We start from the raw sequence: 8,990 nt of genomic DNA, 5'->3' as shown, positions 1-8,990 counted from the left end.
TGTTAATTTGTCTATTATTTAGCCCATCAATCGACTTCAAACCGATTTAATCCCAATTCCAAGTCAGGTCAAAAAATAAAACCCTGACTAAATCCAAATTTAATCAGGGTTTGTCAATAATCTGAAAGCTGCCTAAATCGGCAGCTTTTTGATTTTGCAAAAAAGGAAATTATTTTTCCATATTTGACAAAATTGATGTTTTTACATCGTTCATAGTTGCATCGATGGTCAGCATCACTGCATCTGAACATTGTTTAATTGCAGTATCTGGGTCTTTTAAGCCATTACCTGTTACGGTACATACAATCACAGAACCTTCAGCAATTTTACCTGCTTTAATGTCACGGATTGCACCGCCAATAGACGCAGCAGATGCAGGTTCTACAAACACGCCTTCATACATTGAAAGTAGACGTTGTGCTTCTAAAATTTCGCTGTCTTGAAGCTCGTCAAACCAACCCTTAGAGTCACGTACAACGGCTTTAGCATGGTTCCAGCTTTGTGGATTACCGATACGAATTGCTGTAGCAACAGTTTCAGGATTGGCAACAGGCGCACCACGTAAGAAAGGTGCAGCACCTGCGGCTTGATAACCGACCATTGTTGGTAAACCTTCTGGTTTTGGCCCAGTAAATTGATCAGTTGCAGCATCATAAACCACTTGCTCAAACTGATCTGCTGGTTGGTTGGCAACCGCTTCGGTATAACCCATCCAATGCGCTGTAATATTACCTGCATTACCGACTGGTAAGCAGTGATAATCTGGCGCACGACCCAATGCTTCAAAAATTTCGTAAGCAATGGTTTTTTGACCTTGCAAACGATATGGGTTGATTGAGTTAACAATGGTGACAGGTGCTTGGTCAGCCACTTCTTTTACCAAACGCATACCGTCATCGAAGTTCCCACGGATTTGCATGGTAATCGCGCCATACATCATCGCCTGAGCCATTTTACCCATGGCAATTTTGCCTTCAGGGATTAAAACAAATGCTTTAATGCCTGCACGGGCTGCATAAGCCGCAGCAGCAGCAGATGTATTGCCTGTAGATGCGCAGATAATCGCTTTTGAACCGTCTTCAACCGCTTTGGTTACTGCCATGGTCATACCACGGTCTTTAAAAGAACCAGTTGGGTTAAGACCTTCATATTTCACATAAATTTCAACATTTTTGCCAATAATACGCGGAATATTCTCAAGTTTAATTAGCGGGGTATTTCCTTCACCCAAAGAGATTGCACGTGTAGTTGCAGATACAGGTAAACGATCACGATAACGATCTACAAGACCAGTATAACGATTGGCATTCGACATGATGATGTTCCAATGAAAAAATGAAGCATGAAGAGGGGAGACTTCCCCTCGACCTGATTAGTTATCAAGCGATTCTAAACGAATTCGCACGATTTCGCCATGAATGGTCGGCAACGCCTGAATTTGAGCAAGCGCCTCATCCATTTTAGATTCCATAATAGGATCGGTTAAAATCACAATTGGAATCAAATCTTTTAAGCGGGATTGTTGCATGATGGCATCGATACTAATGCCTGCACGACTTAAAATCGTCGTAATATCAGCAAGAACACCCGGTTCATCTACCGCGTTGACACGAATATAGTATCCAGTGGTCATTTGCTCACGGCTTAGAATTGGTAAGTCGGTTAAGGCTTCAAATGCCAGTTGAGGAATGGTACCTGCACCATCTTCAGTGTAGGAAATATCACGGACAATATCCACAATATCTGCAACCACAGCAGAGGCTGTTGGGCCTGCGCCTGCGCCTGCGCCATAATAAAGGGTTGGGCCAACGGCATTGGCTTGAACGAGCACTGCATTTTTAACGCCATTCACATTGGCGATTAACTCTTCAGATGGAATTAATGTTGGGTGAACACGTAACTCAATCCCTTTGTCAGTACGACGGGCAATTCCCAAGTGTTTAATACGGAAGCCAAGTTCTTCGGCATATTTAACATCTTGCGCTGTAATTTTGCTAATGCCTTCGGTATAGACTTTATTGAACTGTAAAGGAATACCAAATGCACAAGAGGCAAGAATCGTCAGTTTATGTGCAGCATCAATGCCTTCAACGTCAAAAGTTGGATCAGCTTCGGCATAACCCAGTTCTTGTGCTTCTTTTAAGACATCTTCAAAGGCACGACCTTTATCGCGCATTTCAGTTAAGATGAAGTTGCCTGTACCATTGATAATGCCTGCCAGCCATTCAATACGGTTGGCAGCCAAACCTTCACGAATCACTTTAATAATTGGAATACCACCAGCTACGGCTGCTTCATAGGCAACTTGTACAGCATGATCTTCAGCTGCTTTAAAAAGTTCATTGCCATGTTCTGCAAGAAGTGCTTTGTTTGCAGTCACCACCTGTTTGCCGTGTTTGATGGCTTCCATAATGATTTCATAAGCAGGGTGAATTCCACCCATCACTTCAACAACAACATCAACATCAGGTTGACGAACAATATCCAGTAGATCGGCGCTTTGTTTGATCCCTTCGAGCTGAAGATCGGGGCGAGGTCTGCGTGTACCGACATAAGTAATTTGTATTTCTCGACCAGTGCGACGTTTAATTTCAGCTGCATTTTCTTGTAATAATTTAAGGGCACCACCACCCACGGTACCAAGACCGAGTATAGCCAGACGAACTGGTTTCACGTCACACTCCAAAATAATTTATTGCGATTGTCTTTGATCATAGATAGCATCTTGGCAGTCAACAAGCATTTTTTTTAAAATTGAATAATTTTCATCATTGGTTTGCTATTGTTTACATATACTAAAAGTAAAATGGATGCATTTTCTTATTTAAGCACCTAAATGGGGCATTTTTGATTTTCTATTTTAAATATCTTTCGTCGAAAATCTGGAAATATAGATAAAAATGGATGATAACAGGCACATAAAATTTTGAGTTTTCATTTTTGTGTGGGCTTTGGATATTTTAATTTATTTTGAATAAAAGTACTGAATTGCACTTGAATGAGAATTTATTTAAAGAAGTGTGTGATTCAAAATAAGCAGGCTTCAAGGTGAAGATAATAGGATCTTCACCTTGAGTTTATTTTATTTGGCTAAACGCTGTTCAATTTCATCTGCGCTGAGGTAACCGCCAAGATATTTACCATCTTCTGAATAAATGGCAGGTGTACCATTGACCCCAATGTGTAAGCCGAGTTGGTATTGATCTTTCACAGGGCTATTACATGTGGTTGCAGGTGGCTGTTGACCTTGAACGACAGCATTGAAGGCTGCTTTACGGTCAGGACTACACCAGATGGCTTCCATTGCAGGGAAGAATTGGTCGCCACGTGGCCAAGCGATATAACGTACTTCAATACCTTTGGCATTAATTGCAGGAAGCTGTTCATGCAGTTTATGGCAATATGGACAATTGGCATCGGTAAAGACATAAACAATATGTTTTGCCTTGCCTTGAGCTGGGTAAACAATCAGGTCTTTGGTTTTAAGGTCAGAAAAAAGTTTTTTATTTTCGCTTGCTTGCAAGTTTTCACTGACATTATAGAGTTGCTTATCACCTAAACGTAATACATCGCCCTGAATGATGTATTTACCATCGGCAGTGGCATAAACGGATGGCATTCCCTGTAAATTCACCCAATAAATGTTAGGCACTTCTGTACTTTTAATATCGACAATTTTTACATTTACATTGGCTTTTTGGAGCTGACTTTGTAATGTGTCAATTAAACGCTGTTTGGTATTGCGCTCTAAAATAGGAGAGGCCTGTCCCGTTGCAGGGGCAGTTGCTGTTAATGTGTTATCGGCCTTTTGTTGATTTTTTTCTTGAGAACAGCCACTCATGAATATACTCGTGGTGATTACCATTGCGAGCGCAAGTGAAGAATAGCGAAAAAACATAGATAACTCTTGTCAGGTGTAATCAAAAAATAGCCTTAAGCATACCAAAAAATCAGTTTCGGCTTCGTGAATTTTCATTACACCCTGTCGTTTTTCTGATAAAGCGACCAACGGTAATATTATGCTCGTGGATGATGTTGGCTATAAAGTTGCTGCATTCGCGCTTGGGCAACGTGGGTATAAATCTGGGTCGTGGACAGATCACTATGGCCTAATAGCATTTGGACGACACGTAAATCTGCACCATGATTCAGTAAATGGGTTGCAAAGGCATGGCGTAACGTGTGTGGGGATAAATCGGTTTCAATCCCTGCGATCAGAGCATAGCGTTTAATAGCATACCAAAAGTTTTGACGGCTCATGATGCCACCATGTTGGGTGAGAAAAATATAATCATTATTGGTCTTAAACAGTTGTGGACGCGAGGTCGCAAAGTAGCGCTGTAACCAGTCTGTGGCGATTTGTCCCAGAGGCACCAACCGTTCTTTGTTGCCTTTACCATGAATTCGGACATAGCCCTGATTTAAATTGAGCATATCCAAACGTAAATTGAGTAATTCGGAAACCCGTAAGCCACATGCGTAAAGCACTTCAAGCATGGTGCGGTCACGTAAGCCAAGTGCTGTATCGGTATCGGGTGCTTGAATCAGGGCTTCAACCTGTGCTTCGGAAATATCTTTGGGTAACGCACGTCCGAGTTTTGGGGTTTTATGTTGGGCGAGGGGATTGTCTGTCCGTAATTTTTGTTCCCGCAAAAATTTAAAAAAAGAACGCAGTGCAGACATGATTCTGGCAATTGAACGTGGGCTTTTCCCTTGCTGAGTGATTGTAATCAGCACATCTGAAACGTCGCTTTCATTCCAGTCTGTCAGGGGTTTAGCAAGAAGATGGCTGCACTGGATGAGGTCAGATAAATAGGCATTTCGGGTATGCGGACTCACGGTTTGAGCCACTAAAAAATCACGATAAGTAAATAAAAAACTTAAATTTTCTGGAATTTGAACGGGGGCGGGAATACGTGGTTTTTTACTGGGTTGCATATAGAAATACGACAAAATACCTAGACGAGTCACTTTAATTGAAAATGAAAAAAAAGTCGATTTTTACATTTTGCGTACAGAATTAAAGCGTCAATCTATGGATAAATCAGTATGTAAATTATTCTCATTTAGTTTATAATAACAGAAAAATTTGTGGATGCGATGCTGTGCTGTTATCAGAATTAAAGGTTAAACAGGCTGCTGTGATTACCAAGGTAAATCAAAAATCTACCCATCATGGAGCAACGGATATCGTTGCAAGTCGACTGGAAACTTTAGGGTTTATTCCGGGAACATCTGTCAAAGTTGTGGCAAAAGGTGCTTTTGGTGGAGATCCTTTATTGATTCAGATCGGATTCACACGTTTCGCATTAAGAAAAATAGAAGCTCAAAAAATTGAAATTTCACCTGAAGGAACTTTGGCATGAGTGAAGCATTGCGAATCGCTCTTGTTGGTAATCCTAACTGCGGCAAAACCTCTATTTTTAATCAACTCACAGGAACCCGACAAAAAGTTGGTAACTATGCAGGCGTAACGGTTGAACGTAAGGTTGGTTTCTTTCAGCTTCCATCGGGACGACAAGTACGTGTTCTGGATTTGCCGGGAACATATAGTCTCAATGCAACCAGTCCAGACGAAGCAGTCACTCGTGATGTCTGCCTTGGCAAAATTGCAGAGGAAAGTCAGCAAGACGTGATGCTGTGTATTGTCGATGCAACCAACCTTCGACTGCATTTGGGACTGGTTCTTGAATTGATCGAATTAGGGAAACCCCTATTGGTCGTGTTGAATATGATGGATGAAGCACGTCGTCGTGGAATCCAGATTAACGCACAGCGCCTTTCAGAGCGCTTGGGCGTGACGGTTGTTGAAACTGTTGCAAAAACGACTTCTGGCGTAGTGAATTTGATCGACGCACTTGATCTACAGAAGTTTAGTACCCCCGAGACTGAATTAACGGGTTTGGTTGGCAATCAGCACCAAAAAATCCACGATATTTTAAAAGATGTGGTGATTTTTAGTGAACATGAAGACAAGCGTACTGAGTTTCTAGACCGTATCTTTTTGCATCCAATTCTTGGGTTTGTGGTGTTGGCTGCATTAATGTTTATTGTATTCCAAGCCGTGTTTACGTGGGCAGCCCCATTTCAGGCCATGATTGAGACAGTATTTGCTTGGCTGGGTGAACACATTGGTGCATGGGTGACACCGCCTTTATTGCATAGTCTGGTTGTTGATGGGGTGATTGCAGGTGCAGGTGGTGTTCTGGTTTTCTTACCACAAATTTTAATTCTATTTTTCTTCATTCTTATGCTTGAAGAAACAGGCTATTTACCGCGTGCGGCATTTTTACTTGATAAAGTCATGTATAAAGCAGGGTTGAGTGGTCGCGCTTTTATTCCGCTCCTTTCAAGTTTTGCCTGTGCGGTTCCCGGTATTATGGCAACACGAACCATTCAAGACCCACGTGATCGCTTAACCACCATTTTTGTTGCGCCACTCATGACTTGTTCGGCACGGTTGCCAGTGTATGCGTTGCTAATCTCAGCGTTTATTCCAAGCAAAATGGTGTGGGGCTTCTTTAATTTGCAAGGTTTGGTGTTATTCGCTTTATATATGGCGGGTATTGCGAGTGCCTTGATTGTTGCTTTTATTCTGAAATTTTTCCAAAAGGATAAATCTGAACATACTTTATTGATGGAATTGCCAAGTTACCGTTTTCCGAATATGAAAAGTATCGGGATCGGGTTACTGGATCGTGCCAAAATTTTCTTAAAACGGGTGGGTGGGATTATTTTTGCATTATCCATTTTACTTTGGTTCTTATGCAGTTTCCCTCAAGCGCCTGAACATGCGGCATTGCCTGCGATTGATTATAGTTTTGCAGGTCGAATCGGGCATTTCATGCAGCCGTTATTTGCCCCAATCGGGTTTAACTGGCAGATCTGTATTGCACTTATTCCGGGGATGGCTGCCCGTGAAGTGATGGTGGCTTCATTGGGGACAGTTTATGCCTTGTCTGCTGCCAATGACGATGCAATCGCACAAGGCTTAACACATTTAATTAGTGCTCCGGGCAGTGGTTGGAGCATTGCAACAGGGTTGTCGCTTTTGGTGTGGTATATTTATGCACCGCATTGTTTGTCTACGTTAGCGACAGTACGCCGTGAAACTGGGTCTTGGAAAATGGTCGCTTGGATGACAGGCTATTTATTTGCCTTGGCATATTTCTCAGCATTTTTAACCTATCAAATTGCATCCCATTATTTGGGCTAAATGCAAGTGGAGGTGGATATGGTAACTTATCTAATTATTGCTGTTTTGGTGATTTGGAGCGCGCTGTATGTATTTAAAAAAGTGTTTCCACAAACGGCATTTAAGTGTTTTTCTAAATTAGCCGATATTGCTGAGGCCAAGGGGCAAGCGAAAATTGCTCGTTGGGTTCGTCCTGCAATGCCAATGGGTTGTGGTGGTGGGTGTGGTTGTAGCTCTGATACCAGCAAAACCAAAACCCAAAATACGGTTCAAGCTGTGAAGTGGAAATAAATCTCCATTTAGTTATGCTTTTAACAAGCTGCCTGAGGGCAGCTTTTTTACGTGAAAAACACAAAAAAATCCCGATAAAATTGCTTCGATCAAGGTATTCCAAAAAGCAAAGTGCTAACATTTGCCAAGTTAAAAAATAAAAGGCAATAGGGCAAACATGTTAATACAACGTGGTGGTTTGAAAGTTGTGGCTGGCTTAGGAATATCAGGTGTTTCGGCTGTAAATTTTTTGGTCGAAAATGGTTATCAAGTTGCGGTCACAGACTCCCGCACAACACCACCGGGAAGTGATCAAATTCCACCGAATGTTCAAACCAGTTTTGGTAAGCTTGACCTTGATTTACTGCTACAGGCAGAAGAAATTATTTTAAGCCCGGGACTTGCTCCACAACTGCCTGAAATTCAACAAGCGATTGAAAAAGGCATTCCTGTTATTGGTGACGTGCAACTGCTGCGCCGCGCAACTGAAGTCCCTATTGTGGCGATTACAGGCTCAAATGCTAAAAGTACCGTAACCACACTGGTTGGACTTATGGCCAAAGATGCAGGCAAAAAAGTGGCGGTAGGGGGTAACTTAGGACGACCAGCCCTAGATTTGCTCAAAGATGAACCTGAACTATTGGTTTTGGAACTTTCTAGTTTTCAGCTTGAAACCACTTCGCATCTCAATGCTGCGGTTGCCGTGGTGTTAAATATGAGTGAAGACCATCTTGACCGTCATGGCGATATGATGGGCTATCACCAAGCCAAACATCGTATTTTCCAAGGTGTGAAAAAAGTGGTGTATAACCGTGATGACAGTCTGACTCGTCCGTTTGTACCAGACGCAACGCCAATGCAAAGTTTTGGGTTAAATGCGCCAGACATGAACCAATACGGCATTTTAAAAGATTTAGACGGTACGATTTGGCTGGCACGTGGACGTGAGCGTTTACTTAAAAGTTCTGACATGTACATTCAAGGCACACATAATGTGGCGAATGCCTTGGCAAGTCTGGCTTTAGGTGAGGCGGTTGGTTTGCCACTTGAGTCAATGCTTGCAACTTTAAAAACCTTTAAAGGTCTAGAGCATCGCTGTGAATATGTGGCGACCATTGATGATGTACGTTACTACAATGACTCGAAAGGAACCAACATTGGAGCGACATTAGCCGCTATTGATGGTCTAGGTGCAGCGATTGAAGCGCAACAGGGCAAGGTTGCAGTGATTTTAGGTGGACAGGGTAAAGGACAAGATTTTACAGCGCTGCGCACATCGTTACAGCACTATGTCAAACTTACAGTATTGATTGGTGAAGATGCACCTGTGATTGAACAGGCGATTGCAGGGACAACCATCCTATTACATGCAGATACTTTGCAACAAGCCGTTGAACTATGTAAACAACAGACACAAGCACATGATGTTGTATTGCTTTCTCCAGCATGTGCCAGCTTTGACATGTTCAAGGGCTATAGTGATCGTGGACATCAATTTGTTGCCTGTGTTCAGACATTGGCTTAA

At 42.2% G+C, this 8,990-nt stretch carries 8 protein-coding genes; 4 read left to right on the top strand and 4 right to left on the bottom strand.

What is annotated here, in order from left to right:
• Positions 1-169: 169 nt before the first annotated feature.
• The 4 genes from thrC to xerD form a co-directional block, all read right to left on the bottom strand.
• Positions 170-1,315 carry a threonine synthase gene (gene thrC / locus ABDV70_RS13225; protein ID WP_343598392.1) on the bottom strand — a complete coding sequence of 382 codons (1,146 nt, stop codon included), beginning with the start codon at positions 1,313-1,315 and terminating at the stop codon, positions 170-172.
• Between the two features lie 57 nt (positions 1,316-1,372).
• Positions 1,373-2,674 carry a homoserine dehydrogenase gene (locus tag ABDV70_RS13220; protein ID WP_343598390.1) on the bottom strand — a complete coding sequence of 434 codons (1,302 nt, stop codon included), beginning with the start codon at positions 2,672-2,674 and terminating at the stop codon, positions 1,373-1,375.
• 408 nt (positions 2,675-3,082) lie between these two features.
• Positions 3,083-3,898: a DsbC family protein gene (locus ABDV70_RS13215; protein WP_343598388.1), complete on the bottom strand. Its 816-nt coding sequence runs from the start codon at positions 3,896-3,898 to the stop codon at positions 3,083-3,085.
• A gap of 119 nt (positions 3,899-4,017) precedes the next feature.
• Positions 4,018-4,938, bottom strand: coding sequence for a site-specific tyrosine recombinase XerD (gene xerD / locus ABDV70_RS13210; protein WP_343598386.1), 921 nt, complete (start codon positions 4,936-4,938; stop codon positions 4,018-4,020).
• A 167-nt stretch (positions 4,939-5,105) separates the two neighbouring features.
• Here xerD and ABDV70_RS13205 point away from each other — a divergent pair, with 167 nt between their 5' ends.
• The 4 genes from ABDV70_RS13205 (at position 5,106) to murD (ending at position 8,990) form a co-directional block, all read left to right on the top strand.
• Positions 5,106-5,366: a FeoA family protein gene (locus ABDV70_RS13205; RefSeq protein ID WP_343598384.1), complete on the top strand. Its 261-nt coding sequence runs from the start codon at positions 5,106-5,108 to the stop codon at positions 5,364-5,366.
• Positions 5,363-7,216 carry a ferrous iron transport protein B gene (feoB, locus tag ABDV70_RS13200; protein WP_343598382.1) on the top strand — a complete coding sequence of 618 codons (1,854 nt, stop codon included), beginning with the start codon at positions 5,363-5,365 and terminating at the stop codon, positions 7,214-7,216. Before ABDV70_RS13205 ends, feoB begins: the two co-directional genes overlap by 4 nt.
• A gap of 18 nt (positions 7,217-7,234) precedes the next feature.
• The gene (locus ABDV70_RS13195) at positions 7,235-7,486 is read left to right on the top strand and encodes a DUF6587 family protein (RefSeq protein WP_343598380.1); all 252 of its coding nucleotides are present in this window, start codon (positions 7,235-7,237) and stop codon (positions 7,484-7,486) included.
• Positions 7,487-7,643: 157 nt separating this feature from the next.
• Entirely contained in the window at positions 7,644-8,990 is a 1,347-nt protein-coding gene (gene murD / locus ABDV70_RS13190) for a UDP-N-acetylmuramoyl-L-alanine--D-glutamate ligase (protein ID WP_343598378.1), read from the top strand.

The organism is Acinetobacter sp. (assembly GCF_039596015.1).
GTDB lineage: Bacteria > Pseudomonadota > Gammaproteobacteria > Pseudomonadales > Moraxellaceae > Acinetobacter.
Note: the sequence above shows the minus strand (reverse complement) of the source record. Positions and strands in the feature narration are given on the sequence as shown.

Bases quoted from the DNA above. Each gene is read 5' to 3' on its own strand.
- thrC (WP_343598392.1), bottom strand. From the start codon at position 1,315: ATGTCGAATGCCAATCGTTATACTGGTCTTGTAGATCGTTATCGTGAT.
- ABDV70_RS13215 (WP_343598388.1), bottom strand. From the start codon at position 3,898: ATGTTTTTTCGCTATTCTTCACTTGCGCTCGCAATGGTAATCACCACG.
- xerD (WP_343598386.1), bottom strand. From the start codon at position 4,938: ATGCAACCCAGTAAAAAACCACGTATTCCCGCCCCCGTTCAAATTCCA.
- feoB (WP_343598382.1), top strand. From the start codon at position 5,363: ATGAGTGAAGCATTGCGAATCGCTCTTGTTGGTAATCCTAACTGCGGC.
- ABDV70_RS13195 (WP_343598380.1), top strand. From the start codon at position 7,235: ATGGTAACTTATCTAATTATTGCTGTTTTGGTGATTTGGAGCGCGCTG.
- murD (WP_343598378.1), top strand. From the start codon at position 7,644: ATGTTAATACAACGTGGTGGTTTGAAAGTTGTGGCTGGCTTAGGAATA.